The 26,993-nt window shown below is 45.2% G+C and carries 24 protein-coding genes and 1 riboswitch; of the genes, 10 read left to right on the top strand and 14 right to left on the bottom strand.

Annotated elements, in window-relative coordinates; genetic code table 11:
* Positions 1-35 precede the first annotated feature (35 nt).
* Positions 36-1,274, bottom strand: a complete 1,239-nt coding sequence (locus CHX35_RS09900) for an aspartate kinase (RefSeq protein WP_091837044.1) — start codon at positions 1,272-1,274, stop codon at positions 36-38.
* 120 nt (positions 1,275-1,394) lie between these two features.
* Positions 1,395-1,572: riboswitch (Lysine riboswitch) on the bottom strand.
* Between the two features lie 156 nt (positions 1,573-1,728).
* Positions 1,729-2,061, bottom strand: coding sequence for an SCP2 sterol-binding domain-containing protein (locus CHX35_RS09895; protein WP_091837042.1), 333 nt, complete (start codon positions 2,059-2,061; stop codon positions 1,729-1,731).
* Between the two features lie 175 nt (positions 2,062-2,236).
* Between CHX35_RS09895 and CHX35_RS09890 the strand changes: the two genes are divergently transcribed.
* Entirely contained in the window at positions 2,237-2,449 is a 213-nt protein-coding gene (locus CHX35_RS09890) for a twin-arginine translocase TatA/TatE family subunit (RefSeq protein WP_425435329.1), read from the top strand.
* Between the two features lie 53 nt (positions 2,450-2,502).
* Here CHX35_RS09890 and mobA read toward each other — a convergent pair whose 3' ends face one another.
* Entirely contained in the window at positions 2,503-3,123 is a 621-nt protein-coding gene (gene mobA / locus CHX35_RS09885; protein ID WP_091837039.1) for a molybdenum cofactor guanylyltransferase, read from the bottom strand.
* The gene (gene uvrC / locus CHX35_RS09880) at positions 3,120-4,937 is read right to left on the bottom strand and encodes an excinuclease ABC subunit UvrC (RefSeq protein ID WP_091837037.1); all 1,818 of its coding nucleotides are present in this window, start codon (positions 4,935-4,937) and stop codon (positions 3,120-3,122) included. Before uvrC ends, mobA begins: the two co-directional genes overlap by 4 nt.
* A gap of 152 nt (positions 4,938-5,089) precedes the next feature.
* On the opposite strand from uvrC, the gene CHX35_RS09875 reads away from it, so the two are divergent.
* Together CHX35_RS09875 and CHX35_RS09870 are read left to right on the top strand one after the other, a co-directional pair.
* Positions 5,090-6,064 carry a hypothetical protein gene (locus CHX35_RS09875; RefSeq protein WP_091837035.1) on the top strand — a complete coding sequence of 325 codons (975 nt, stop codon included), beginning with the start codon at positions 5,090-5,092 and terminating at the stop codon, positions 6,062-6,064.
* A 165-nt stretch (positions 6,065-6,229) separates the two neighbouring features.
* Positions 6,230-7,312 carry a hypothetical protein gene (locus tag CHX35_RS09870; protein ID WP_091837034.1) on the top strand — a complete coding sequence of 361 codons (1,083 nt, stop codon included), beginning with the start codon at positions 6,230-6,232 and terminating at the stop codon, positions 7,310-7,312.
* Positions 7,313-7,416: 104 nt separating this feature from the next.
* On the opposite strand, the gene trxA is transcribed toward CHX35_RS09870, so the two are convergent.
* The 5 genes from trxA to CHX35_RS09845 all read right to left on the bottom strand — a co-directional run bounded on the left by trxA (position 7,417) and on the right by CHX35_RS09845 (position 12,212).
* Positions 7,417-7,731, bottom strand: coding sequence for a thioredoxin (trxA, locus tag CHX35_RS09865; RefSeq protein WP_091837032.1), 315 nt, complete (start codon positions 7,729-7,731; stop codon positions 7,417-7,419).
* 182 nt (positions 7,732-7,913) lie between these two features.
* A complete protein-coding gene (locus CHX35_RS09860) occupies positions 7,914-8,897 on the bottom strand; it encodes an electron transfer flavoprotein subunit alpha/FixB family protein (RefSeq protein ID WP_091837030.1) in 984 nt (327 codons plus the stop codon).
* Positions 8,898-8,918: 21 nt separating this feature from the next.
* Positions 8,919-9,689 (bottom strand): electron transfer flavoprotein subunit beta/FixA family protein, encoded by a 771-nt coding sequence (locus CHX35_RS09855; RefSeq protein ID WP_091837028.1) that lies wholly within the window; start codon positions 9,687-9,689, stop codon positions 8,919-8,921.
* A 59-nt stretch (positions 9,690-9,748) separates the two neighbouring features.
* Positions 9,749-10,336, bottom strand: coding sequence for a fatty acid metabolism transcriptional regulator FadR (locus tag CHX35_RS09850; RefSeq protein ID WP_091837026.1), 588 nt, complete (start codon positions 10,334-10,336; stop codon positions 9,749-9,751).
* 172 nt (positions 10,337-10,508) lie between these two features.
* The gene (locus tag CHX35_RS09845) at positions 10,509-12,212 is read right to left on the bottom strand and encodes a long-chain-fatty-acid--CoA ligase (RefSeq protein WP_091837024.1); all 1,704 of its coding nucleotides are present in this window, start codon (positions 12,210-12,212) and stop codon (positions 10,509-10,511) included.
* Positions 12,213-12,550: 338 nt separating this feature from the next.
* On the opposite strand from CHX35_RS09845, the gene CHX35_RS09840 reads away from it, so the two are divergent.
* The 7 genes from CHX35_RS09840 (at position 12,551) to CHX35_RS09810 (ending at position 20,515) form a co-directional block, all read left to right on the top strand.
* Positions 12,551-13,816 (top strand): BaiN/RdsA family NAD(P)/FAD-dependent oxidoreductase, encoded by a 1,266-nt coding sequence (locus CHX35_RS09840; protein WP_091837023.1) that lies wholly within the window; start codon positions 12,551-12,553, stop codon positions 13,814-13,816.
* 86 nt (positions 13,817-13,902) lie between these two features.
* Positions 13,903-15,645, top strand: coding sequence for an adenine deaminase (ade, locus tag CHX35_RS09835; RefSeq protein WP_091837021.1), 1,743 nt, complete (start codon positions 13,903-13,905; stop codon positions 15,643-15,645).
* Between the two features lie 43 nt (positions 15,646-15,688).
* Entirely contained in the window at positions 15,689-17,068 is a 1,380-nt protein-coding gene (locus CHX35_RS09830) for an RsmF rRNA methyltransferase first C-terminal domain-containing protein (RefSeq protein ID WP_091837019.1), read from the top strand.
* 133 nt (positions 17,069-17,201) lie between these two features.
* Entirely contained in the window at positions 17,202-17,843 is a 642-nt protein-coding gene (locus CHX35_RS09825; protein ID WP_091837017.1) for a lysoplasmalogenase, read from the top strand.
* Positions 17,844-17,896: 53 nt separating this feature from the next.
* Complete coding sequence (locus tag CHX35_RS09820; RefSeq protein WP_091837015.1) at positions 17,897-18,112, top strand: hypothetical protein; 216 nt, start codon at positions 17,897-17,899, stop codon at positions 18,110-18,112.
* Positions 18,113-18,528: 416 nt separating this feature from the next.
* Positions 18,529-19,659 (top strand): S8 family serine peptidase, encoded by a 1,131-nt coding sequence (locus CHX35_RS09815; protein ID WP_091837096.1) that lies wholly within the window; start codon positions 18,529-18,531, stop codon positions 19,657-19,659.
* 238 nt (positions 19,660-19,897) lie between these two features.
* Entirely contained in the window at positions 19,898-20,515 is a 618-nt protein-coding gene (locus CHX35_RS09810; protein ID WP_176392010.1) for a DUF2238 domain-containing protein, read from the top strand.
* Positions 20,516-20,808: 293 nt separating this feature from the next.
* Here the strand turns inward: CHX35_RS09810 and CHX35_RS09805 are convergent, their stop codons facing one another.
* From CHX35_RS09805 to zapA, 5 genes are all read right to left on the bottom strand, one after another.
* Entirely contained in the window at positions 20,809-23,166 is a 2,358-nt protein-coding gene (locus CHX35_RS09805; protein WP_091837011.1) for an endonuclease MutS2, read from the bottom strand.
* A 92-nt stretch (positions 23,167-23,258) separates the two neighbouring features.
* On the bottom strand, positions 23,259-24,275 hold the full coding sequence (gene sleB, locus CHX35_RS09800; protein ID WP_245838734.1) for a spore cortex-lytic enzyme: 1,017 nt from the start codon (positions 24,273-24,275) through the stop codon (positions 23,259-23,261).
* A gap of 107 nt (positions 24,276-24,382) precedes the next feature.
* Positions 24,383-26,116 (bottom strand): DNA polymerase/3'-5' exonuclease PolX, encoded by a 1,734-nt coding sequence (polX, locus tag CHX35_RS09795; RefSeq protein WP_091837009.1) that lies wholly within the window; start codon positions 26,114-26,116, stop codon positions 24,383-24,385.
* Positions 26,117-26,186: 70 nt separating this feature from the next.
* The gene (locus tag CHX35_RS09790; RefSeq protein ID WP_091837007.1) at positions 26,187-26,714 is read right to left on the bottom strand and encodes a CvpA family protein; all 528 of its coding nucleotides are present in this window, start codon (positions 26,712-26,714) and stop codon (positions 26,187-26,189) included.
* Positions 26,715-26,733: 19 nt separating this feature from the next.
* Positions 26,734-26,985, bottom strand: a complete 252-nt coding sequence (gene zapA, locus CHX35_RS09785; RefSeq protein WP_091837005.1) for a cell division protein ZapA — start codon at positions 26,983-26,985, stop codon at positions 26,734-26,736.
* Between the last annotated feature and the right edge of the window lie 8 nt (positions 26,986-26,993).

Below are 26,993 nucleotides of genomic sequence, written 5' to 3'. Positions count from 1 at the left end.
TACTTTCCGCCGCGGCTTATAGGTATGTTTTCACATTACGCCTCTAGGAGCACTTCGTGCTTCGCATCTAAACCAAAGGCGGTGTGTAATGTACGCACTGCTTGTTGCGCTTGATCCCGTGGAATCACACAAGAGATTTTAATCTCTGAGGTTGAAACCATTTTAATTTTTATCCCCGCTTCGGACAACGTGTTAAACATCCGAGCCGCCACTCCTGGATTCGTCACCATGCCTGCTCCAACGGTAGACACCTTCGCAAGCCCCGTTTCCGATATTACGTCTTGATAACCAAGTTCATCCTGTAACTGAAGGATTACCTCCCTCGCTTTGTCCCCTTCTTCTTCGTGGACACTAAAAGCCACACTAATTCTTTCTTGTTCATGTTCACTCGTCACAATCATATCCACATTGATGGTTGCCTCGGACAAACGTGTAAATAATGTGCTCAATGTTTCCGACTGATTGGGAAGTCCCAGTACCTTGATTCGAGCAACATGCAAGTCGTGGGCGACTCCTCTGACGTTCATTTCTTCTTCCATTTGTCCTGCCTCCTTTACCATCGTACCATCCTCTTCACAAAAGCTAGAGCGTACCACCAGTTGAACCTGATGCGTCATCGCACACTCTACCGATCGAGGATGTAAAACACCCGCTCCCAAGTTCGCTAACTCTAGCATTTCCTCATAGGAGATTTCTGTTAGCTTACTCGCCTGGGGAGCAATCCGTGGATCTGCAGTATAAACTCCCGTCACATCGGTATAAATTTCACATCGCTCCGCCTTCAGTGAAGCAGCAAGGGCGACCGCTGTTGTATCAGAACCACCTCGACCTAAAGTAGTGATCTCGCCATCGGGAGAGATCCCCTGAAAGCCCGCCACAATCACGATTTCCCCAGCATCCAAGCATTTTTTTATTTTGTTTGGATCAATATGATCAATCCGTGCTTTACCATGGATCGCATCCGTATGAATTCCCGCTTGCCAGCCTGTCATGGGATGTGCTTGTAATCCTTTTTGCATTAGCGCCATGCTGAGAAGTGCAATCGTTACTTGTTCACCAGTGGTTAAAAGGACGTCCATCTCTCGCTCTGGCGGATGATCACTCATCTGCTTTGCTAAAGAAACCAGTTCATCTGTCGTCTTTCCCATGGCAGAGACAGTGACAACGACCTGATTTCCTTTAGCATGAGCCTGTGCCACCCGCTCAGCTACTTTCTGGATGCGTTCTACACTACCAACAGACGTCCCACCAAATTTCTGAACGACAATGCCCATGATCCTAATAAAATCTCCTCTCTTTTTTGGCCATTCCATACCGGATTAAAAATACACAAAGGCAACAGCGGGAAGTTCCAGCCGTTGCCTTTGTGATGGCCCACAGCCTCACTCAATCCCGGTGATATCAGTGCTCCACGGATAACTCCGTGACAGTCCCGCCCTTATTCAGTGACGGACCCAGTCGCTCCCCTTCGGTAGGGTGATCGACTTCGGCAATGACCCCTTTTTCCACCGGTCAACAGATACCGTTTCCTCGCGGTGGATACTCATGGTCCCTTGCGCCTCTCATTCACACATGGTTTGTGAGGTATTTGTTTGTTTTGTGTTCAACAACATCATTTATCTGCCATCGTAACACATCTGTTACCTGATAAACAATGTTTAGTTACCGGCAAATAACGGAATGGATTTAAGTACCATCCATATTAAAAGCGTGTGAATCCATTCTCTATTATTGATAGTCTTTTAATAAGCTTTGTAGTTTTGCAGCTAATCCCATGCTACCCTTCAATTTCAGCTTTCCAGTCATCATGGCAGTCGCAGGGTTTAGCTTACCTTCAGCTAATTTAATAAAGTGATCATCGGATAATTGCAAGGTGCAATCTGCTTCAAAAGGAGTACCCTCAGCATATTCTGCAGAACCATCTGCGAGGCGTACTTGATGGGAGGTCACACCGCCATCCCCTTTTAAATCAAATTGATATACCGCTTTCACATTTTGAATCCCATCCGGGCGTTCATTCATTCGTTGGGTCATCGTTTGTAGTAGATCTTGTGTCGACATCAAAAAGCCTCCTATTTGAATGAATATTCATTCATGATGATGATAAATTAAGTGTAGCCCTCTCTCTCCCCTTTTGTCAATTCGCCACGGATGTGATAGTTTTAGCTTGGGAATATTAAAGATAATGAGTGTGTGTAAAATTGCGAGAAGGGAGTTGTAGGGAATGCTTAGTCAAATGGGCATGCCTGGTCTCATCCTGATTATCCTCGTCGCGTTGCTCCTGTTCGGCCCTAAAAAGTTACCTGAGTTAGGCCGATCTGCAGGACGTACGTTGCGAGAATTTAAAAATGCGGTTTCCAGTCCTTCTCAGACCCAGGAATCTCAGGACGCTGACTCAATCACCACCGACACCCGCACAACAAATCTCAAGAATGAACCAAAAGCGTAAAAAATAAGCCCCCATCGAAATCTCGTATTGAGAACAATCGGTGGGGGCTGTTTTTATTTTTCCGAGTATAGCCAAGCTTTTGCCAACAGGTGATCACCCGGGTGATTCATATTAAAAAGTGCCTGATTCAATTCGACAGGGGTCAATCCCCTAACCTGTTCCACATAGTGCGCTTGAATACAGCGCAACAAATGATGCATCGAGTAATCTTTTTCCTTTGTTAGGATCGATTCTACGATGGGGAGGATGCGGCGATGATACACTGCAAACAACGGGTGCTCCCTCTGCCCTACACGAGGAACGACCGCATCCACCTTTTTCTTCATCATCACATCCATTAAAAAATGGGCAACCGCTGCCGAAGCAAAGGGCATATCACAAGCCACTACGAAGGCGATTTCTTCCTCTCCGTGAGAAAGTCCCGCATGAATTCCTGCTAATGGGCCCCGATGATCCCAATGATCCCTGACGACAGGAACGTTGATAGAAGGGAAAACAACATGTTGATTACATACAACTACCGGCGCTCCAACCCCATCAAGACGGCGAAGGACTCGCTCCAACATCCGCTCCCCATTGATCTCTAGAAAAGCCTTGTCAGTACCCATTCGCCGAGAGCGCCCGCCCATTAGCAAGATCAACTTTCGTGAAGGTAGGGCATGAATCCCCTTCACTCTTCCTTCTCCTTATTCTTCTCCCTCGGATCAGTAATTGTTACCCCCAGGTGAACGAGGATTTCACGCGCTAATTTATCGCCAATCCCCGCGTTCCGATATTCTTCAACCGATGCCTGCTTCATTTTTTCTACCGATCCAAAGTGTTTATATAATAAGGTTTTTCGTTTTTGGCCAACACCTGGGATATCATCCAACACAGAATGGAGCATCTGTTTTCCACGGGTTTGTCGGTGAAAAGTAATGGCAAACCGATGGACTTCTTCTTGAATGCGTTGCAGTAAATAAAACGCTTGACTCCCCCTTCGCAACGACACTTCCGCTGGCGGATCACCAAAGAGCAATTTAGCCGTTTTATGTTTATCATCCTTTACTAAACCGGCTACGGGAATAAATAGCCCAAGCTCATTTTCCAGCACATCGATTGCAGCTGACATTTGCCCACGACCTCCATCCACCAGAATACATTCAGGAAGGGGCAGATCTTCTTTTAACACGCGGGAATAGCGTCTACGAATGACTTCTCGCATCGTCGCCGTATCGTTAGCTCCTTGCACTGTGCGAATTTTAAACTTACGGTATTCCTTCTTTTCGGGTGCACCATCAATAAAGACCACCAATGCCGATACCGGATCTGCCCCCTGAATATTGGAATTATCGAAGGCTTCGATCCGCTTCGGATAACCGATCCCTATCGCTTCCCCGAGCTCACGTGTCGCTTCCACTGTACGCCCCTTGTCACGATCAATTAATTGAAATCGTTCTTCCAAAGCAATTTGTGCATTTTGCCCCGCCATATCCACCAGCTTTTTTTTAAGCCCCCGTTTTGGAACTCGAACATCAACGCCCTTAAGAAATCCCTCAAGCAGTTCGATATCGACTTCCGGTACCAAATCCACTTCCTTTGGCAAGGCAGGTTTTTCATAATAGAATTGCGTTACATAAGAAAGAAAATCCTCTTCAGGCTCATTGTAATGAGGAAAAATCGCAACATCGCGTTCAATGAGTTTACCTTGACGTAAAAAGAACACTTGTACACACATCATTCCCTTGTCCGCAGCATACCCGATCACATCCCGATCGGTCTCATCTTTTAGGGTGACGGATTGTTTCACCATGACCGTCTCGATATGGCGAATAAGATCCCGCATTTCCTTTGCCCGTTCAAAATCAAGTTCTACAGCGGCTAATTCCATTTTTTTTCGCAGATCTTGTTGGACTTCTTTATAGCCTCCGTTAAGAAAACGTATGATTTCCCGGGTCATCTCTTCATATTGTGTAGCGTCCACATTAAATTCGCAGGGGGCGAGACATTGTCCCAAATGATAATAGAGACATACTCGCTTAGGCAGGGTTTGACATTTACGTAAAGGATATAGCCGATCAAGTAGTTTCTTTGTTTGTTGTGCTGCTAAGGCATTGGGGTAGGGTCCAAAATACCGAGAACCATCCTTCTTCACTTTCCGAGTAACCTCTAAGCGTGGATGCTCCTCCTTCGTCAGGCGGATATAGGGATACGACTTATCGTCTTTCATTAACACATTATAGTAGGGGCGATGGCGCTTAATTAAATTGGCTTCTAAGATGAGTGCATCAATTGCGCTATCTGTCACGATGTATTCAAAGTCACTAATATCTAAGACGAGTCGCTGTGTTTTTCCATCATGGCTTCCGGTAAAATAGGAACGAACACGACTCTTTAAACTTTTCGCCTTACCGACATAGATAATTGTCCCCTGATCATTTCTCATTAGGTAACAACCGGGCTGATCGGGTAATAAAGACAATTTCCCCTTAATTGTATCGCTGCTCAATCCTGCCACTCCCTTCTTTTTCAGTCATCACACCAAAAATATTCAGTTTTATCTTACAAACGAAGTAAAAAGAAGCAACAAGACATTGTCCTCTTCGCAATGAAAGGATACCATAGAAGAAGATAATCCAAGTAGATTGGAGGGATTTAAAAGTGCGAGAGTCGTTGCGTTTATTCAATCGCTTCGGTATGAAGCTTTGGCTGAGCTCGCTAGCAGGTGGCTTATTTGCCATAATTCTTTTAATGATTCCACACCTATTTATCGGAGCCATGATCCGAACGAACTGGTCCGATGCCAATGGATTCTTCAAACTATGGGCCACATCGTTTCTTACCGATGCTTCCTATGAACAAGTGATCCAATTGGTTGTTTATATCCTTGATCAAGGTGGGCCACTTCTCATCATCTATACGGCTTTTGGAGCCCTCTTAACTTTTCTGGTTGCTACGTACTACATCGCGGGATTGGTATCGACGATTCATGATGCCGTCACAGATCATCATGTAGTCATCAGCCACTTTTTCACCGAAGGGCTTCGTAAGACATTCTCATTACTTGGCTTATTTCTATGCCATATGGTGATGACAGGGCTCTTTCTTGCTGCCATTGGTGCGTTAGTTATTCTTTCAGGACTGAAGTCAGGCGCCTTAATCGTTACAGGGATCATCGGAGGGGTCATTTATCTGTTCCTATTGATCATTAAAACCTACTCCCTCGTCATCTTGTTCTCAGAAGAACTTGGCGTCTTCCGCTCTCTCAGTTACAGCTTTCGTAGCCTTTTTGGCAACTTTCTATCCACGCTTACGACCTTTCTTACCACTTATTTTACAGCCTTACTTGGGGCGGTGGTGATTGGAGGCGTCGCCTTATTTCCCTGGTTTGTCCTTCAATTTTTCAAGGATGGTACCGTTGCACTCATGGTAGGCGTCATCATTGGTGGCCTGGCTTTGGTTCTCCTTGGTTCCTTGCCAGTCATATTAACCCTCATTGTTCTTTTTACCCGTTACACCCAAGTCATTCAAGGGGATCTATTTCCTGAGGATCACTTACAAGCGACTTTACTTCGCCCAACTTCCCATGATAAGGATTGGGAGGCGACCTCCACGGAACGAATTTATCGTACATAAACATTCTTGGCCCAGCCATCGTAGCTGGGCTTTTTTTGGTCAAATAAATAAAAAGCACACAAGGGAAATGGTTATAATTTATCACCCAAAACGTCTTCTGTTCGTTTATGATATAAGTATACCGCTGATCTACACAGCAATCCAATGACTACAGGAGGTCGTTTAATGCTTACGTTTTTTAATGTATGGAAACGAAATGGAATGAAGATTGGAGGGACATTACTTTTAGGCACGCTGATCACCAGTTTCGCAGCTTCTATTGTGACCTTCATTCTTTATTTAGTAGGTGCGTTACTTGTTGTTGCGCTCGGTTTTGGGGCATTAGGAGTTTCTGACCCTCAAGCACTATTAAATGACCCTTCCCAATTAGGTGGTCTTATATTTCTCGTCATCTTTTTTGTGTTCATCATTTATGGAGCCATGTTTTTTATTCAATCCTTTCACCTAGCTGGTGGTTTTGGTATAGCCAATGAAGCCACTACCAACGGATCTACACGATTTGAGAGTTACTTCTCCTTAGGGTTTCGCTACATGTGGCGAACCTTTCTACTTACCTTATTAATCTCCATCTATACTTTTATAGCAGTGATTCCTTTCCTTATTCTCATCACAGTAACCAGTTACGCCGATGAGTCAGGAAATACCTCCCTCGCTATCCTTGCTGGAATCGGTGCCTTCATTATGCTCCTCCTTCCCATCTTCACTGGAATCAGTACGATGTTTGCTTTCCCGATGTTAATCGCTGAAAATATAGGAGCATGGAAAGCATTTACTCATTCTTTGAAGCTGTTTCGCAAAGCAAAAGGAAAGCACTTTACGACTTTTTTATGGATAGTCCTCAATGTCTTGATTTTCTACATCATTTTTGTTGTTCTCTTCCTATCGTTTGGTCTTTCATTGTTCACAGATACGCCAAGTGCGGCTGACCTGATGGGGCTATTTATCTTCTATATGTTAACCTTTCTCATCATGCCATTCTTCCAGGGAGGAATGAATATCTTACTGGCGGTGCGTTATCATCGTGATATGCGTGCTTTAATCTTTCCAGGAAATCCTCCCCATTCTCCAACTCAAGGACCTGGTTCTAACCCTGGGCAACCATCACCCTATCCTGATCAAGCTCCTCTAGACCAACAACCAAGCTCTCCTTATCCAGCATTTCCGAGGGATCCGCATGAACCCGCCCCTCCAAACCAACAATCAAACGCCCCATATCCGTCATTCCCGACGGATCCTCATAACTCCTAATTCGTAATACAGTTAGGGCCAAAATAAAACCCTCCTACTTCAACGTAGGAGGGTTTTTTATTTAAAAAAGAGAGGCAACATACAAGTTGCCTCTCTTGGACCAATTACATATGAGGGCGGAGCCACTCAAGTAGCTGTTCCTTCGGTTGAAAGCCCATCAACTTATCAACCATTTCTCCGTTTTTAAAGACCATCAAGGTAGGGATGCTCATCACACCAAAGCGACCTGCACTGTCTGGGTTGTCATCCACATTCACCTTCGCAATTTTTAGTTGATCGCCAACCTCTTGATCAATCTCCTCCAAAACAGGAGCAACCATTTTACAAGGTCCACACCAAGGTGCCCAAAAGTCCACAAGAACAGTACCCGTGCCAACTTCATCTTTAAAGTTTTGGTCGGTAATATTTGCAATAGCCACAAGGCTTCACTCCTTCGTACTTGTAAGAGATATTCTCAGTATACCACTGAGTAAGGGATTCTTCCAAGCCTTTCGATTATCGAAAGACCCCTATGGTTAGATACCCCCTACCCGTATTAAATAAACCGGTGACGAAAATATTCTTCGTCACCGGTTTGAGAACAAGGCTTAAACAATTTTCCTTAGCCTTCAGCTAACAACTTTTTAAACTCTTCCGTTAGCATGGGAACTACTTCGAATAGATCGCCAACGATACCATAGTCAGCGACACTGAAAATGCTGGCCTCAGGGTCTTTATTGATAGCAACGATCACTTTCGAGTTGGACATACCCGCTAAGTGTTGAATCGCGCCAGAAATTCCGCAGGCAATATAAAGGTCTGGGGTAACAACTTTACCCGTTTGACCAATTTGAAGTGCATAGTCACAATACTCCGCATCACAAGCTCCACGGGAAGCACCAACTGCAGCACCCAACACATCAGCAAGCTCTTGCAACGGCTTAAATCCATCCGCACTTTTGACACCACGACCACCCGAAACGATAACCCGTGCTTCAGATAGGTCCACACCGTCAGAAGCCTTCCGAACCAATTCCTTTACCAATGTACGGATGGAATCCGCTGGTAGATCAACACTTAGCTCTTCCGCGGTAGCGGAACGGCTTGTGTCCGCTTCCATTGCAGGAATGTTGTTAGGACGCAAGGTCGCAAGTACCGTGCCTTCTTTAAAGGACTTCTTCACGAACGCTTTTCCTGCATAGATCGGGCGCGTAAAGACAAGACGACCCTCAGTTAAGTCCACAGCAGTACAATCAGAGACCATACCGATGTCAAAGCGAGCAGCGATTCGTGGGCTAACATCGCGGCCCACCGCGGTATGACCCGTGAGAATGACTTCAGGGTTTACTTTTTCAATCACGGCTTTAAATGCTTGGAAGTATCCATCCGTTGTATACTGATCCAGTTCGGAATTCGTTACCAAGAGAACTTGGTCGGCTCCGTAGTGGGAGAGTTTTTCTACCATATCATTGCCTTTGCTTCCAAACACAGCAACAGTAACCGTGCCTCCCTCAGCAGCTGTTGTTCCAGCTGCTAAACATTCCAGAGTCACATTCCGCAGTTCACCATCGCGTACGTCTGCCAATACAAGTACATTTTTGCTCATGAGTGGTTCCTCCCCTTTCCCTTAGATAACTTTTGCTTCGCTACGCAAAAGTTTAACGAGTTCTTTGGCTTGAACATCCAAGTCGCCTTCTAGAATTTTTCCGGCTTCTTTCGCTGGTGGCAGATAAGTTTCAAGGGTTTCGGTGCGCCCTTCTAACTCATCTTCATCGATATCAAGATCATCGATATCCATGCGCTCCAGCGGTTTCTTCTTCGCCTTCATAATTCCTGGCAAGGAAGGATAACGTGGCTCGTTAAGCCCTTGTTGAGCAGTTACAAGGATAGGAAGTTTCGATTCGATATACTCGATGTCCCCTTCTACATCCTTTTCTACTTCGACACGATCACCATCGATCGTCAACTTTGTAATCGTGGCAATATGGGGGATTTCCAGCAATTCTGCCAAGCGAGGACCCACTTGCGCAGAACCATCATCCACTGCCATATACCCTCCGAGAATAATGTCATATTCAAGATCGCCAATCACAGAAGCCAAGATTTTCGCAATGGAGTTTTCATCAGGGCTTTCTAAATCCTCATCATCAACGATAATCCCTTTATCTGCACCCATTGCCATGGCTGTACGAAGCGCTTGTTCTGCACGCTCAGGGCCAATGGTAATGACAGTAACTTCTCCACCATGCTCGTCCCGCAAACGAATTGCTTCTTCTACAGCATATTCATCATAGGGGTTTACAACAAACTCTACGCCTTCTTCACTGATTTGGCCATCTTCAATAGCAATACGCTCTTCCGTGTCAAAGGTTTGCTTTAGGCACACCAAAATGTTCATGGTATTCGGTTCCCCCTTTGTAATCGATCTACTGAACCACAGAGGTTATTCCGTGGTTGTTAATTTTGGAGCCCCTTCAAGAAAAGGCGATGAATTGGTTCCACCTGATCCATCAGGTTGAATTTACAATCATTCATGATCCATGAGGTAACCGTTTCATCAATGGTTCCAAAGATCATATTGCGGGCTGTTCGTACGTTTAAATCCTGTCCAAACAACCCCTTCTCCACTCCGAAGATCAGAACTTGGTCAATCACATTAAGATACTTCTTAAGGATCCACCCAATTTCCCGGCGCACATCCGGATTCGATTGCCTTAATTCAATCTGGGTGACGATTGCCAACTGTTGATCTCCCACCAAGTATTCAAAATGTAAACGAATGAGCTCTCTCAATTGTTGATCAGGTGTCGGGACCTCGCTCAGCGATTGTTCCATATCGGAAATAAAGGCGCCCATCTTTTCATTAAATAAGGATATCAAAACATCATCCTTATTTTCAAAGTAAAGATAGATGGTCCCGTCCGCCACCTTCGCTTCACGGGCAATTTTAGATACTTGTGCCTGATGATAGCCGAATTGAGCGATGACGCGAACCGCTGCGTCAATAATCGCGTCGTATTTTTCACCGGTGCGCTTTGCTGCCATGTGTCCCGTTCCCCTTCTACAGTGAGGTGAGCGATAATGAATGATCATTCATTCATGATCAGTGTATGTCATACTCCCTCGTTCTGTCAACATGAACAAAGGGGAAATCGTGTCTCATCAGGCGTGTAAGCGTATCCAGCTTTCACCAAGAAACTCTTGCCGGCTACCTTCTTCAACTGCCTTTTTTCAATGCTTCTTGTGAAGCGTTTTGCCGTGCTTCCTCCGCCAAAACCCGTCGCAACACTTTACCAACTGTCGATTTTGGTAATTCTTCACGGAATTCATAGATGCGAGGGACTTTATAATTTGCCAGTTTTTCACGGCAATATTTATTAAGTTCCTCTTCTGTAATCTCCCGATTGGGCTTAAATACAATACAAGCTTTTACGGTCTCTCCACGATACGGATCGGGAACACCAATAACAGCCGCCTCTTGAATATCTGGATGATCATAAAGAACTTCTTCAACTTCCCGAGGATAGATATTAAAGCCACCCGCAATAATCATATCTTTCTCTCGATCAAGGATATAAAAATACCCATCTTCATCCATCTTAGCGATGTCGCCGGTATTCAACCATCCATCCTGAATCACTTTCTTCGTCTCTTCTTCCATATTCCAGTACCCCTTCATGACTTGAGGTCCACGAATTTGAAGAAGACCCGATTCTCCTGGAGATTGTTCTTTACCTGTGGAAGGATTCATGATGCGACATTCTGTATCGGGCCATGGAATTCCAATCGTCCCGTTCTTGCGCTTCTCCCAAATCGGGTTCGCGTGGGTAACCGGTGAGCATTCAGTAAGCCCATAACCTTCTACCAAACGACCTCCTGTTAACGCTTCAAACTTCTCCTGCACAACCAAAGGTAGCGGTGCTGATCCACTGATACAAGCTTCAATCGAAGAAAGGTCGTATTTAGCGATCTTTGGGTGATTAATCAAACCAACATACATGGTTGGTGCACCAGGGAAAAGGGTTGGTTTTTCCTTTGTAATTACCTTAAGAGCGCCCTCTACATCAAATTTTGGCAAGAGGATTAATGTGGCAGCGTGATAAATACCATAATTCATCACCACCGTCATACCATACACATGGAAAAACGGAACCATCCCTAGTACCTTTTCACCACCATATTCCGCTCGATATACCCAGGAAGAACATTGCATCACATTTACAACCGTATTGCGATGGGTCAGCATCGCTCCTTTGGCTAAGCCGGTTGTGCCACCAGTGTATTGAAGCAGAGCAATTTCCTCCATCGAGGTGACTTGCGATTCAAAAGGATCTGCAAGCGCTTTCTTCAATATGCTAGAAAAGGAATAAATACCCGGTTGGTTCGGGATTGCAACATTCATACCATCCTTTTTCAATTTTAACGAATAGAGAATATTCTTTGGAAAAGGAAGATAATCTTGGATCCCTGTCACAATGACCCGTTTGAGTGAGGTTTTGTCCTTAATTTTCGCTACCTGGTTATATACAAGATCCAGACAAATAATCGTTTCAGTTCCGGAATCTTTTAATTGGTGCTCCAACTCCCGTTCTTTATACATGGGGTTGGTTTGGACAACAATCCCACCCAAAAACAAAACGGCATAATACGAGATGACTGCTTGCGGACAGTTCGCCAACATGATGGAAACCCGTTCGCCTTTTTGTACACCCATCTCCTTTAGAGCATGTGCCATACGGTACACATCAGAGAGAAGTTCACGGTAGCGGATGCGCTTACCCATGAAGTGAATGGCTTCCCGATTTGGAAAGTCTGCTGCAGATTTTTCTAGAAAGGCGGTAAGCGGTTGTTCTGGATAGTCCAGATTTGCTTTCGTTTCCGTCGGGTAATTACGCAACCATACTTTCTCTTGTGCTGCCATAAATGTTCCCTCCTTATCCTGTGAATGATGGATCATTCATTTAGGATCAATAAATAACTAAACCATGCTTCGTTGGCTTTCTTTCATTCTAACGGACTTTTTCTTGCTTTTGAACCTACTTGCACAAAAAAAATCCACCCTTCCCCTCTACCTCGCTACTTTCTTGTACAAATACCATACGCAACAAGCTATTTCCCCTCTGTGCCTCTCTTATTTTCCCAATGTACCTTTTTCCAGGTCCTACTTTTTTAACGAATCTCTTTCCCCATTTTCCCGCACTCCTCTTTCGGGTACAATGAGAAGAATCTCGCGATACGAAATTGAAGGAGTATACTTAAATGATTCATGATTGCATCGTTATCGGTGGTGGACCCGCAGGATTGATGGCAGCTGTCGCAGCCGCCGAACAAGGAGGAGATGTCCTTCTTCTAGAGAAAGGTGCAAAGCTCGGAAGGAAACTAGCCATCTCGGGAGGCGGACGTTGTAATGTCACCAATAACCGTGACCCGGAACAGGTCATTCAACATATTCCTGGAAATGGACGTTTTCTCTATAGCCCCTTTGCTACCTTTGATAACCGAGATATCATTCGTTTTTTTGAAAAGATCGGAGTTGCATTGAAGGAGGAAGATGAAGGAAGAATGTTTCCCGTCTCAGATAAAGCCCAAGCCGTTGTCGATGCCCTAATTAATCGCATCGAAAATCTCGGCGTTGCCATTCGCCTTCATACCGCAGTCACTAACCTCCTCCTTACAGATGGTGCAGTTTCGGGCGTCACTCTAGCTACGGGTGAGAAACTATCCGCTCACACGGTTATTGTTGCGGTTGGTGGAAAATCCGTCCCACAGACCGGTTCTACGGGAGATGGATACGGTTGGGCGCAAGATGCTGGTCACACCGTTACGGAGTTGTTTCCCACAGAAGTTCCACTCACCTCGAATGAACGTTTTATACAGCAACGGGAGTGGCAGGGGTTATCCTTACGTGGTGTCACCTTAACCGTCTATAATCATAAAGGGAAACGGTTAATTTCTCACACTGGCGATCTATTGTTTACCCATTTTGGCCTTTCTGGCCCCATTGCCCTTCGTTGCAGTCAGTTTGTTGTCAAAACACAAAAACAGAATAAAGGGAAGTCTGTCCACTTATCACTCGATTGGTTTCCAGAGGAGAGTCTCCAGCGCTTAGAGCAACGATTTGAAGCCGATTGGAAAAAGCACCCCAAACAATCGATCAAAACGGTACTAAAAAGACATCTCCCAGAACGCGCGATCCCCTTTTTGCTACACAGCGCAGGGATGGCGGAAGACATCACCTTCGCCATTCGACCAAAAGAAGCATGGCAAGCGTTGCTCCAGTACTTAAAGGCATTTCCTATTCAAGTCAATGGAACGTTGTCGATCGAGAAAGCGTTTGTCACGGGCGGAGGTATTCACTTAAAAGAAATCGTTCCCAAAACGATGGAATCAAAGAAAACCTCTGGTTTATATTTTGCTGGAGAGATCTTGGATATCCATGGCTACACTGGCGGGTACAATATTACCGCTGCCTTTACGACTGGATATACCGCAGGAAAGCATGCGGCGATTTCTGCTCAATCCTAACCAACCCATGGATACAGCAGCCACCCATCCAATTCTCCGATCCATCCATCGACGGATTACCCATCACTAGAGGAGACGATATTCAAATGGAACGACACCAACTACAAAGACACATCCATGTTGCTTCTGGAAAAGAGCCTGCTGATCTCGTCATCAAAAACGGGCAACTTGTCGATGTATTTAATGGCCAGTTAATTTCTGGAGATATTGCCATCTGTAACGGCTCCTTTGTCGGGATCGGATCCTACGAAGGAAAAGAAGTCCTAGACGCGAAAGGGATGACCATTGTACCGGGCTTAATCGATGGTCATGCGCACATTGAATCTGCCATGGTTACCCCTGAGATCTTCGCAAAAGCAGTCGTTCCCCATGGCGTCACAACGTTAATCGCAGATCCCCACGAAATTGCCAATGTGGCAGGAATCGATGGAATTGACTACATGCTCAATGCCTCTGAAGGACTCCCCTTGGATATTTACTACATGTTACCCTCCTCGGTACCTGCTACGCCATGGGAGAAAAATGGTGCGCAGTTGGATGCAAAAGCGCTTGCCCCTCTTTATCAACACCCTCGTATACTCGGACTAGGAGAAGTAATGGATTACCCATCGGTACGAGATGGGTCACCTGAGATGATCGATAAGTTGATTGATGCGATGCATCAACCGATCCCTCAAATCGATGGTCATGCTGCAGGCTTAGATGAGACCGGCATCAACATCTATTTGACCGCACATATCCGCACCGATCATGAATGTGTAACGGCTGATGAAGCGAGAACACGCTTAGAACGCGGCATGTATTTGATGATCCGGGAGGGCTCTGTCGCCAAAAATATGAATGCGCTTCTTCCCGTAGTAAACGAACGTAATGCCCGTCGTTGTCTCTTCGTGACAGACGATAAACATTTGGATGATTTAGAAGCGGAAGGCAGTGTAAACTACTGTGTCAAGGAAGCGATTCGTCAAGGACTTGACCCGATCACTGCTATCCAGATGGTGACGTTAAATGCCGCTGAATGTTTTGGCCTACGAAAAAAAGGCGCCATCGCCCCTGGGTATGATGCTGATTTTTTACTGGTCGATGGGATCGACACCTTTGCTATCGAAAGGGTTTTTAAATCAGGAAAGTGCGTTGCTCATCAAGGTCAGCCATTAAAGGATGCTTACCCAACACACTCCTATAAGACCCCACCGTCTCTATTACAAACGGTCCGTCTCCCTGAGTTCACCTCAGAACAGTTACAGCTTCCCATGAAAAATAGTCAGGCGCGTGTCATTGGAATTATTGAAGACAGTTTAGTCACCGATCACGTCATTACCTCACCTCCAACAATTAAAGGTTATTTTCAACCGAGTACCACCCAAGATTTATTAAAATTAGCCGTCGTGGAACGGCACCAAGCTTCGGGCAGAATTGGACTTGCTATCGTCAAAGGTTTAGGCCTAAACAAAGGGGCCCTCGCTTCTACAGTCGCCCATGACTCTCATAATCTTGTGCTTGCTGGGGTAGATGATTTATCGATGTTAACAGCCGCTCGTGCAGTTAAAGAAGTGGGTGGTGGGTTAGCTGTAGCCGATGGTGATCGAGTGCTAGCCTGCTTGCCACTTCCCATTGCTGGTCTTATCTCAAATGGTTCAGCAAAGGATCTACTTACCGGTTTGGACACGATTACAAAGGCTTTAGAGGAGGTAGGGACTACACTTTCCAACCCATTTCTCAGCTTATCCTTCCTTACTCTTCCGGTAATTCCACGCCTGAAATTAACCGATGGAGGACTCTTCGATGTCGAAGCATTCCGCTTTGTCGATGTGGGGATCGATGAATGAACCCTCTCAATCGATCAATTTTAAACCTTGAAGGAGAAGCGTTATGCATTTACCTACCGATTTTCGCATGCAAATGTCCCAACTACTGCAAGAGGAAAGTGATTCTTTTTTTGCTACCTATGACGAGGAACCCTCCCGTGGTCTTCGGATGAATGCATTGAAACTTTCTCCCCAGGATGGGAAACAACGCCTCCCCTTTGCACTTACACCTATCCCATGGGCAGACACGGGTTTTTTCTATGATCATCATCGGGACCGTCCAGGAAAGCACGTCTTCCATGCTGCTGGCCTTTACTATATTCAAGATCCCAGTGCAATGGCGCCTGCAGAAGCTCTTGACCCTCAACCTGGAGAGCGGGTTCTTGATTTATGTGCAGCACCTGGCGGGAAAACCACCCAATTGGCAGCAAAGATGCAAGGGGATGGGATACTGATTGCCAATGAAATTAGCCGGGAACGTCGCAAAGCCCTGATTGAAAACTTAGAACGCTGCGGTGTTAAAAATGCCATTGTCCTTGGGGAAGACCCTCATCACCTCACCACCCGTTTTGCTGGTTGGTTCGATCGAATTCTAATAGACGCACCCTGTTCGGGAGAAGGTATGTTTCGGAAAGACCCCGCCACAATGGAACGGTGGAGTCTTCGTTCCACTCAAGCAGCTGCGGAACTCCAACAATCCATCTTAGAGGCCACCGCACCCATGCTGAAGACTGGTGGACGTTTAGTCTATTCTACCTGTACGTTTAATCCCAGTGAAAACGAATCGATCATTCAACAATTTCTTGGAAACCACCCTGAATTCCAAATCCGTGAGGTACCTGGGTCCAATCATTTTTCTCCGGCTCGACCGGATTGGGCACATGCAAACCCTTCCCTCGACCTAGCTGCTCGCCTTTGGCCTCACCGCCTCCGTGGCGAGGGTCATTTCCTCTGTGTGTTGGAAAAAAAGGCAGGGGAGGAGGGCGCACGTCAAAAACCAGGGAAGCTTCCCCCAGTCCATAAAGAAGCGCTCCATGTGTTTAACCAGTTTGTAAATGAGACACTGACTAGCAGCAATTTTTTTCCGGGTCCCTATACTCTGTTTGGCGACCATCTCTACCACGTTCCTGCTGAGTTGCCTTCCCTAAAAGGCCTGGTTGTTGAACGACCGGGTTTACATCTCGGGCAAGCAAAGCGAAAACACTTTGCTCCTTCCCATGCCCTTGCTCTGGCTCTCCAGCCAGATCAGGTACAACGAAAGCTCAATTTTTCGCCTGAGGATGATCAATTGCAACGTTACCTTCGAGGCGAAGCCCTTCCCTGTCAAGGTGAAAAGGGTTGGACCTTGGTGACTGTCGATTATTTCCCTCTGGGATGGGGAAAGGTTTCTGGGGGCTTGTTAAAGAATCACTATCCCAAATGGTTACGATCTGAGATAATCTAACAAAAGAACTTGTCATCGAAAAGAAGCTTTCATATTGAAAGCTTCTTTTGCAATCCGAACTCTTTTCAGACGAAAACACCCGGTTCTCAAGTATGAGCTTCACTTCCCTACTCTCAATCAGGAGGTTATATTCATGACTGGATTCATCATGGGTGCGATCATGTTATCAGCAATTGGGTATTTTTATGGACTGTTTAAAGATCTCACCACCTGGAATTATATTTTCAAACCGGGAACCATGTTGTTCATGATCGTACTCGTTCTCCTTCATATCCAGGATGCGGGAATATATGGCTGGCTTATTCTTTTGGGTCTTGTTTTTTCTGTCACTGGGGACATTTACTTGATGCACCCCGCGGATCGATTTATCCAAGGGCTAATTTCCTTCTTTATCGCCCATGTCATCTATGTCATCGCATTTCAAAGAGCCGGGAGCATAGAGGTCCACTCCATCTCCATCGCACTTTTATTAATCATAATCGGGGTTCTGTACTTATTTGTCATTGCAAATCATGTCAAAGCAGAAGGCGGGTTTCCTCTCCTTCTTGCAGTCATCGCATATATGACAATCATCTCCTTCATGGTCTATCAAGCCGTTCTCAGTGGCGAACTCATTCTAATCATTGGCGCCTGTTCTTTCTATCTATCAGATGCCATTTTAGCTTGGAATCGCTTTATCAAGAAATATCCTCGTGGTCAATTTGCAGTCATGCTCACCTATTATTTTGCTCAGGTAATGATTGCCTACAGTGTAGCCCTTCAATCGGGTTTCTGAGCATAGGTCAAGCTAACGACCACATATAACACGGATAACGAGGAGGAGGACGCTTGCTTCCCAAACCAACGTTTACTTATCGATGGCCGCAACTGACTCCCTATCCCCCCTTTTCCATGGGCTGGATCTACCCAGATCTCTTTCCTCTTTATCCGGTTGAAGAAGAAAATATCCCCTCACCAGCCATTTCATCCCCTTCATCTTCTCAAAAGACCCCCATTAAAATAACCATTCGTGCACGCAACACCCTTGATTCCGCTTCAACATAATCCTTCGCACAATCACTCGTATTCCTCAAAAAGCCCCAAGGGGGCTTTTTGTATGTTTTTGTAATTACATTCTCTTTTTATATTGAGACAAATTCATAACAAGTTGAAGATTCTGATAATTCATATAAAATATTACTTAAAAAATCATTTTATTTCTCCATTCAATTTATCAAGGTCATTTTCAATAAAGCTAGTTTCCTTGCCACAGAGCCTAGAAGTACAACCCCTTCCCTCCCCTTTGTTTTTGGTCGTCAAAAGGGTTATAAAATTTAAGTTTTAATAAATTAAAAAAATAATCTTCTGCAAGGAGGAATCGGATGGAAAAAGATTGAATATTTAGATCATCCTGAAAATGGAGGGGATGTCTTGTGAAACGTAGTTTGGTGTTGTTAGGGGTAGCCGCTATAACCGTCAGTATGATTTTGCCGAGTCAGCAGGCTGGTGCTCAATCCTCTGCCAAGAAATCCACTTCTGCCGAGTATGTCGCCAATGAGTTGATCGTCAAATATAAGAAAGGAACAAAAAGTAATGCAAAAAAATCCCTTGCTAGCTCAAACAATGCTAAAGTACTCTCCCATAACAATGCACTTGGATTTGATGTCGTTAAACTAGACAAGAATACCTCCCTCGATAAAGCAATGAAACTTTTCAAGAAAAATAAAGATGTGGTTTCTGTCGAGCGCAATTTGATCTTAAGAGCCTACTCAACCCCAAATGATCCGGATTTCGCCACCAAGCAATATGGTCCTCAAATTATTCAAGCTGATAAAGCCTGGGATACAACGATGGGTAACGGTGCACGGATTGCCATCGTAGACACAGGTGTACAAGCCGATCATCCAGATTTAAAAGGAAAAGTAGTCAATGGTCATGACTTTGTCGATAACGACAATATCTCACAGGATGGCAATGGTCATGGTACACATTGTGCTGGCATCGCAGCTGCGACGGCGAATAACAACACAGGCATTGCCGGTGTAGCACCGAAAGCAGAGATTTACGCCGTACGCGTCTTGGATAACAATGGAAGCGGCTCCCTTGATAATGTTGCCAATGGGATTATCAGCGCAGCAGATAATAACGCCGATGTCATCAGCCTCAGCCTTGGTGCTCTAAGTGGTGCTTCCACTCTAAAAGATGCGATCAACTATGCTTGGAATAAAGGGTCGGTTGTTGTCGCTGCAGCAGGAAACAATGGTACCTTCCTCCCCAGTTATCCAGCCTACTACAGCAATGCAATCGCTGTAGCGGCTACCGATTCCAAGGACAAAAAAGCCTCCTATTCCCAGTGGGGCAGCTGGTGGGTGGATATCGCTGCACCCGGTTCTGATGTCTACTCCACTTTTAAGGGAAACACTTACGCAAGCCTTTCCGGTACATCCATGGCAACCCCCCATGTGGCTGGTGTAGCAGGGCTTCTTGCCTCACAAGGTCGTTCCGCTAGCCAAATTCGTGAAGCCCTTGAAAAGTCCGCAGATAAAATTTCTGGCACCGGATTTTATTGGGCCAATGGACGGGTAAACGCATACAACGCGGTTCGCTACTAAGTAGTTCTGCAGATTGGAAACTTTCATCTTCGGGGATTGATCAAAGGGGTTCCTTCTTGAGGAACCCCTTTGATTTTTATCGATCATGCGCATGCACTAACAAAACATGCCACTTGTGGGAATGGTATAAGCTACCCTTTAACCACAGATAATACAAATAATAGTTTCAAACATAATCGTAAATTCATAGGATATGAAGGGCCATTTTCATATCCCATCAGCAAAGAAGGTAATGGTTTTGAGTCGATGGACATGGCTTTATATGATCATGCTCGTCTGCTTCATTGTCGTATTCATCTGGTCAGGTATTGATCCTAAGAGCCGTGTGACATGGTTTTTAGAAACCAGCCCCGCACTGTTGGGGATAGGGATCCTCTGCTGGACGTATCGACGTTTTTCATTTACTACCCTATTTTATATAGTTGCCTTCCTTAGTGGACTGATTATGCTAGTGGGCGGGCATTATTCCTACAGCAATGTTCCCCTATTTAACGAGTTAAAATCATTTTTAGGGTCACAAAGAAATGACTTCGATCGGTTTGGACATCTCTTTCAAGGAATCGTGTCCGCTCTCTTTTTTCGAGAAGTGTTTATCCGAAAACAAATAGTCAATCACTACTTACCCATGGTCGTTATTGGCCTTAGCTTAGCTGTATCCGCATGCTACGAGTTAATCGAATTCTTGTCTGTCTTCTTCAAACAGGGAGATATAAAAAATTTTCTAGGTACTCAAGGAGATCCTTGGGATACGCAGTGGGACATGATTTGTGCTTTATCTGGTAGTATTCTGTCTCTTTTGTTCTTCCATAAACTCCATGATCGACAAATTGCCCACAAGAAACAAAAGAGTCACTAAGCAAAAGAAACCTCCCGGTATCCACCCAGGAGGTTCTTTTGATCATTCATTACGGGGCGGGGTGATGAACATCGATTGAAGGCAGAAGGAGAGCGACGTGAGCAGACAAAAAGGTTACCCTACCTTCCTTCAATTAATCCATCCATACATGATTCCTCGCATGTGTTTTTTAATCACCCATTACATGGCATGCAAGTAAAACCAGATGGACCCCACTATAAAAAAGATGAGGGCAATTGTACATAAAATGAGAGATAAGCGTGCTAACATGTTGATTCTCCTTTGCGATCAAATCAGCGAAGTTCGACGACGGTTACCCCTGTACCGCCCTCACCTTGCTCACCTAGACGGTACTCTTTCACTCGTGGATGACGTTGTAAATATTTTTGCACACCCGTTCTAAGAGCACCGGTCCCTTTTCCATGAATCAGAGAGACTTTTGGATAACCTGCCATCAGTGCATCATCCAAATATTTATCAATTTCTGGAATTGCCTCTTCTACCATCTTCCCACGCAGGTCCAACTCATGTTTGACATCCACAGACTGACGACGATAAAAGGTACTGCCTTGCTCCTTCGCCGGTTTAGGTGATGATTTCCATTCCATATCCTTTTCGGAGACTTTCATCTTCATCAGACCCAGGCTCACTTGAAATTCTCCACCACCTAAATCCTCGGTAACTTGTCCCTTCTGACCAAAACTGCGCACTAGTACCTGATCCCCTACTTGAATCGAGCGTGGTTTGGTAGTCGTCACACGACTCGAGCGTCGAATGGAAGCCTCGGGTTCCGCTTGATCCAATCGTTTTTTCATTTCAGTCAACTGATGTTCCTTTAGCTCTTGGGGACGCGCCTTCGCCCATTCCCTGAGCTCCTTCATGACTTCTTCGGTTTCTCTTTTCGCACGAGTAACGATGGTTCGAGCTTCTAATCGGGCTTTTTCTCGTAATTTTTCTTTCTCCGTCTCCAAAGTTTGTAATTTTTCTTCATACTCTTGATGAAGATGCTCCGCCTGCATGCGAAGTTGCTCAGCTTCTGTACGATCTTCTTCTGCTTGGCGACGATCTTTTGTTAAACCCGAAATCATCTCTTCTAATCGGTTCTCATCCGTCGAGATATGGGAACGTCCCTCTGCAACAATTTCTTGGGGCAATCCCAAACGTCGAGCGATATCAAAGGCATTACTTTTCCCGGGTACACCCATCAAGAGGCGATAAGTGGGGCTAAGTGTTTCTACATCAAACTCTACACTTGCATTGGTTACTCCCGCTCTAGAATGGGCAAAGACTTTTAATTCGTTATAATGAGTGGTTGCCATTAAAGGAGATCCCTTAGCGAGAATGTACTCTAATATCGAAATGGCAAGAGCAGCCCCTTCAGTTGGGTCGGTTCCCGCTCCAAGTTCATCAAGTAAAACAAGGCTTCGTTTTTCAACCTTATCTAAAATGCGTATAATATTGGTCATATGAGCAGAAAAAGTAGAAAGATTTTGTTCAATACTCTGCTCATCGCCAATATCCGCAAAGATCCCATTATAAACGGGTAAGACACTCCCATCCTCCGCAGGAATTGGCATGCCCGACTGTCCCATTAACGCCAAGAGACCGACTGTTTTTAAGGAAACCGTTTTCCCCCCCGTATTGGGTCCAGTGATGATAATTCCCTGTCTCTCACCACCTAGTTCTACATCCAAGGGTACCACTTGATCGAGGGGAATTAAGGGATGTCTCGCTTTTTTCAAGATCAACATGCCACCTTCAGCTATCTCGGGACAAACTCCCTTTAATACCCCCCCAAAGCGTCCCTTTGCTATAACAATATCCAATTCAGTCAACACGCTTAAGTTAACTAATAACGCCTCACCACATTCAGCAACTTGTTCGGTCAATTGACTAAGGATCCGTTCAACTTCTCTTTCTTCTTCCCACTCTAATTCGCGCAGACGGTTATTTTGTTGGACAACCGCTTCTGGTTCAATGAATAAGGTTTGACCAGAAGCAGACTGATCATGAATCATGCCACCAAAGGCCGAACGATATTCCTGCTTAACTGGGAGTACATAACGATCATTACGTTGGGTGACAATTGGATCCTGTAGCATCTTTTGATATTGTGAGCTTTTAATCATTTGATCAAGGGTAGAGCGAATTCCCCCTTGCAATTGCGTCATACTTCGGCGAATTCGCGCAAGTTCCGTACTCGCGTCATCCATAACTTGTCCATCCACATCAATCGCGGAGTGAATCGATTTTACCAATTCAGCTAGGTCCGTAAGATTCTCCATAAACCCTCGTAAGATGGTGAGGGGAGTCTCTTCTTCTTCAATGGAAGCGATCACATTTTTTACTTGACGCTCGCCATACGCTGTACCTGCCACTTTCCTTAAGTCCGTCGGAGAAAGAATACTTCCCAGACGGGCGCGCTTGACGACACTACGTATATCTTTTACTCCAGCTAAGGACGGAAACCCCTTTAGTCGCAGTACATCCATGCCCTCCGCTGTTGTCGCTAGCATATGACGAACCTTTTCAGGATCATCACTGGGCGATAACTTTCGAATCACTTCTTTCCCCATTTCAGAGGAAGCCTGCTCTTCTAATAACGCCAATATATGAGAATATTCAAGGGTTTGAAGCGTATGTAATTCCAAAATGACACTCCCTTTTTGTAAACCGCAAATTCTTTCAAATATTATACCATGGTCAGCAAAAAGAAACCGACCTTAGTCGGTCGGTTGTCTTGTTAACGCATAAAGATATGTTTACCGATTTTCTTGATCTGCGGTCGACCCCAAATCCATTCTGAGGTAGCCGTTTCAGGGTTAAAGTAGTAGAGTGCCCCATTAGAAGGGTCCCAGCCATTGAGAGCATCATAAACCGCACGCTTACAACTAGAAGCTGGCGCCATATTAATTTGACCATCTGCGACCGCCGTAAAAGCCAGCGGCTCATAAATAATTGACGATGGACTATCCGGAAATTGATTGCTATCCAGCCGGTTTAATATCACCGCAGCAACTGCAACTTGTCCAGAATAGGGCTCACCACGCGCTTCACCCGTCACCGCTTTTGCAATCAGATCAATATCTTGTGGTGATAAACCATTGTTGGAAGCAGGTACATCCTTCATTGGCTTTACTTCCGTCATCTTCGAGGGTTGTGCTGTTGCCCCTTTTTTGGCGGTTGTGTAGCCACGCGTAGCTCGCCACAACTTCAGCTTGGTACGTGCGCCTACTTCACCATCCACTTTCATACCAAACCGATACTGAAAATCTTTTACTGCACGATCTGTCTGGGCACCAAATTTGCCATCCACTTTCCCCCGATAATAGTCGAGGTACTTTAATCGTCCTTGTAATTCATAGACATAACCGCCACGATCACCTTTGTGATAAATGCGGTTTTCAACTCCAGGCGCCCAGCCTTTCGTTGCCTCACGCAACAATTTCTTTGTTTTAAATCCATATACACCGTCCACTGCTACTCTAAATTGATTCTGAAAAGCGCGAAGGGCACGATGGGTTCGCCAATCAAATTGGCCATCAATTTTACCCTGATAAAAACCCAGGTACTTGAGGCGTGCTTGCAACTCACTCACCTCACCACCTGATGATCCCATTCGAAGGGTACCTTGCATCGCTGATGCCTTTGCTGGTTTCCCAGGTTGGATCGGTATCGACTTCGCATAGGAGAAGGAGGGAACCATGAAGGTTCCTAGGATAAGGATTGTGAAGAGAAATAGCCATTTACGCTTAAACATACTGTGTCAACCTTTCTCTTTCGAGGTGGGGTTTATGTGTGATTAGTATCCCATCGTTTTCCACCCCTATTCACATGATCGAACCTTCTCTTCTCCCAACACATATTTCAAGAGAGCGTGCCTTCTTTTTTTGCTTGTAAACGGCTCAATACTTTCTCAAGCGGCCATGTATTTAAGACATCCTTCGCCTCAAGCCAACCCCGACGTGCCGTTCCAATCCCGTATCGAATCAGCTCCATTCCCTGAGGCGAGTGAGCATCCGTATTAATGGCAATCGTGATCCCTTCTTCCTTTGCCCGCCGTAAGTACGCATCATTGAGATCCAGCCGATAGGGATTCGAATTACATTCAAGTATGGTTCCTGTCTCCTTCGCACACTGAAACACCCGATCCATATCGACTCGGTACGGTTCCCTGCGATTGAGCAGACGACCCGTAGGATGGGCAATCATATGAACATATGGGTTTTCCATCGCCTGTAGCATTCGTTTAGTAATCGTGTCTTCATCCTGTTGAAAAGCCGTGTGCACCGAGGCGATTACCCAATCCAATTCCTTAAGTACCTCATCAGGAAAATCCAACTGACCATTGGGTAAAATATCCATTTCGACCCCTGCAAGTACGGTAATACCAGAAAGCTCCTCATTCACCGCATTAATTTCTTCCCGCTGTTTTTTAAGATCCTCTGCTGTCAATCCTCCAGCCACTTTTAGGGATTGGGAATGATCCGTAATTGCAATATAACGATACCCCCGCTTCTGTGCAGTAAGGGCCATCTCTTTGACGGAAGCTGTACCATCACTCCAACGCGTGTGCATATGAAGATCACCCTGATAATCTTCATTTGTAAGGAGCTTGGGAAGATCCTTTTCATCACGATCAAACTCTCCTTGATCCTCCCTCATCTCGGGGGCAATAAAGGGTAAATCGAGTCGGTCATATAAATCCTTCTCCGTTTCAAAGGGGTGTTCTTCCTCTGTCTCCGGGTCAAAAATCCCGTACTCGCTCACTTTCCAACCAAAGGTTTTTGCACGCCGGCGCACCCGAACATTATGCTCCTTTGATCCTGTAAAATGATGAAGGGTCGTAATAAATTGATGAGGAAGGACAAAACGCACATCCACTTGGATGGGGATCTCCATCTCTACTTGTAAACTAACTTTGCGATCTCCATCGTTTATCACATCAGCCACTTCGGGCATCTTTTTCAAAACCGAAGCAACCTCCTTGGGATGCTCTGTCGCAACGACTACATCAATATCTTTGACGGTCTCTTTCATCCGGCGCAAGCTTCCACCCAATTCCACACGAAGAACGTGTGGACATTCACGTAAACGCGCCTGGATGATTTCTGCGACCTTATACGCGTCCACCAGTAGGTATCGTTCCGGGCGTTCCTTCATCTTACGAATACCCTCTGCGATATTTTTTTCCTTTTTGGGACCAAACCCAGGAAGCTGCTTCACTTTCCCTTCCTCAATCACCGTTTCTAACTCGTTTAATCCTGTAACCCCTAACGATTGATACAAGGTATGTACCGTCTTCGGCCCTAATCCTGGGATTTTAAGTAACGGAGGGAGTTCGGGGGGAAGTTCCGCTTTTAACTCTTGTAACATTTGCAGCTGACCCGTATCCAAAATTTCTTGAATCACTGCTGCAGTTCCTTTGCCCACCCCATTTAATTCAATCGGTCCCTTTTCTAATTCATGCAATGCCACTCGACTATTTTCGATGGCGCGTGCCGCTTTTCGGTATGCTCCCACCTTAAAGGAGTTTTCTCCTTGCAACTCCATCATATCAGCCAATTCATGTACCATGTTTGCTACCCTTTTATTATCCATATATCTGCCTCCACTCTCTTCTTTCCATCTTCCCCAAAAGTGAAAAAAACCCCTCAATGGGGGTTCTTTCTCATACCTTGCTTTGATCCTTTACCCATGTATCCTTTAAATCAGGGGTAACATCTAGAATTGCTTTTCCCAGGGCAGAATCCTGCACTGCTTTTTTTCCATTTTCCCAGGGTGCCAAATGAAGTAGATTAACGATCACCATGGTAATTAAGAAAGCTTTTAATAAACCAAGAGCGGCTCCACCGACTCCATTTAACTGAGATAATACCGGTACACGAGTGATCTGTGTGAGAAAGGATGCGATCATAGAAACTGCCATTTTGGTAATGAAAAATAGCAGGATGAACGCCAGTGTACTATATACAACCGTATCCAGTGAAAGTAATCCAGCAGCCCCTGCCGTCCAAGAGTCTGGCAATGGAACGATCTTTGCCAAAGTAGGCGCGAGATCACCGCTAAACTTCCAAGCAATGTATACTGCGAGTATTACACCGATCAGGGATGCTACTTCCTTAATCAACCCTTTTCGATATCCTTGCACCACTCCACCGAGAACTAACAACAAGATGATCCAATCTAAGATGCCCATTTAATTCCCTCGCTTTTCATCACACGTGCTCATCTTCAATCAGATGGATAATCTCTTCATATTCCTGTTTCAATTTCATATACGCATCCGTGATGTTCACTGCGGACAATACAGCTAGTTTCGTCGTATCGAGGCGGGGATTGCCTTCGGCGATGTGACGCATATTGTCGTCCACTTGTCGAGCTACATCACGCATGTAACTTGGGCTCGCTTTACCAACAATATGGTATTTCTGTCCATAAATCTCTACACTTTGTTTATTCTTACTCATGTGTGCAA

Origin of the sequence: Marininema halotolerans, from assembly GCF_900116235.1 — a bacterium.
Taxonomy (GTDB): domain Bacteria; phylum Bacillota; class Bacilli; order Thermoactinomycetales; family DSM-45169; genus Marininema; species Marininema halotolerans.
The sequence above is the reverse complement of the archived record's forward strand: the minus strand, read 5'-3'. Positions and strand labels throughout refer to the sequence as shown.